The sequence below is a fragment of the Phytoactinopolyspora endophytica genome (assembly GCF_004138495.1).
Lineage (GTDB): Bacteria > Actinomycetota > Actinomycetes > Jiangellales > Jiangellaceae > Phytoactinopolyspora > Phytoactinopolyspora endophytica.
This window is the reverse complement of sequence record NZ_ML142876.1, coordinates 60,066-60,757: the sequence shown is the minus strand read 5'-3', so window position 1 is coordinate 60,757 and position 692 is coordinate 60,066. Positions and strand designations below refer to the sequence as shown.

The 692-nt window shown below is 70.8% G+C and carries 1 protein-coding gene; it reads left to right on the top strand.

Annotated features, from left to right (window positions below; translation table 11 throughout):
* Window positions 1-692, top strand: a 692-nt coding sequence (locus ELR45_RS41865; protein WP_240760304.1) for a glycosyltransferase, incomplete at both ends; no start/stop codon positions are given.

The window sequence follows — 692 nt, the reverse complement described above, 5'->3', positions numbered from 1 at the left end:
ACACAGCGGTGGGGGACACCCCTTGTGCACTCGATGCACACGATGGCGAAAGTCAAGAACCTCGCTGTCGCCGACGATGACGCTCCCGAACCGCGAGCCCGGGAACTCGGCGAGGAGCAGGTCGTGTCGGCATCCGACCGGCTGATCGCGAACACCGACGATGAGGCACGGCAGCTGGTGGGGCTGTACGGCGCGGATCCAGACCAGGTGGCGACTGTCTGGCCGGGAGTGGACCTGGGCACGTTTGCGCCGGGCTCCCGTCGATCCGCCCGGGCCCGGCTGGGCCTCGCGGCGGACGCCGCGGTGCTCCTCTACGCCGGACGGATACAACCGCTGAAGGCACCGGACGTGCTGATCCGTGCCGCGGCGGAACTGCTGGCGATCCGGCCCGAACTACGCCGGCGCCTGGTCGTCCCCATCGTCGGCGGTCCCTCCGGGAGCGGGTTGGAACGGCCGCACGGGCTGGTCGAGCTTGCTCGGACCCTCCAGGTGGACGACGTCGTCCAGTTCCACCCGCCGGTCGACCGGGACAGGCTGGCCGACTGGTACCGAGCCGCCGATCTCACCGTGGTGCCCTCGTACAACGAGTCCTTCGGCCTCGTCGCGCTGGAGTCTCAGGCCTGCGGGACGCCCGTCGTCGCGTCCGCCGTGGGTGGCCTGCGAACGGCAGTCGACGACGGCGCGTCCGGTGT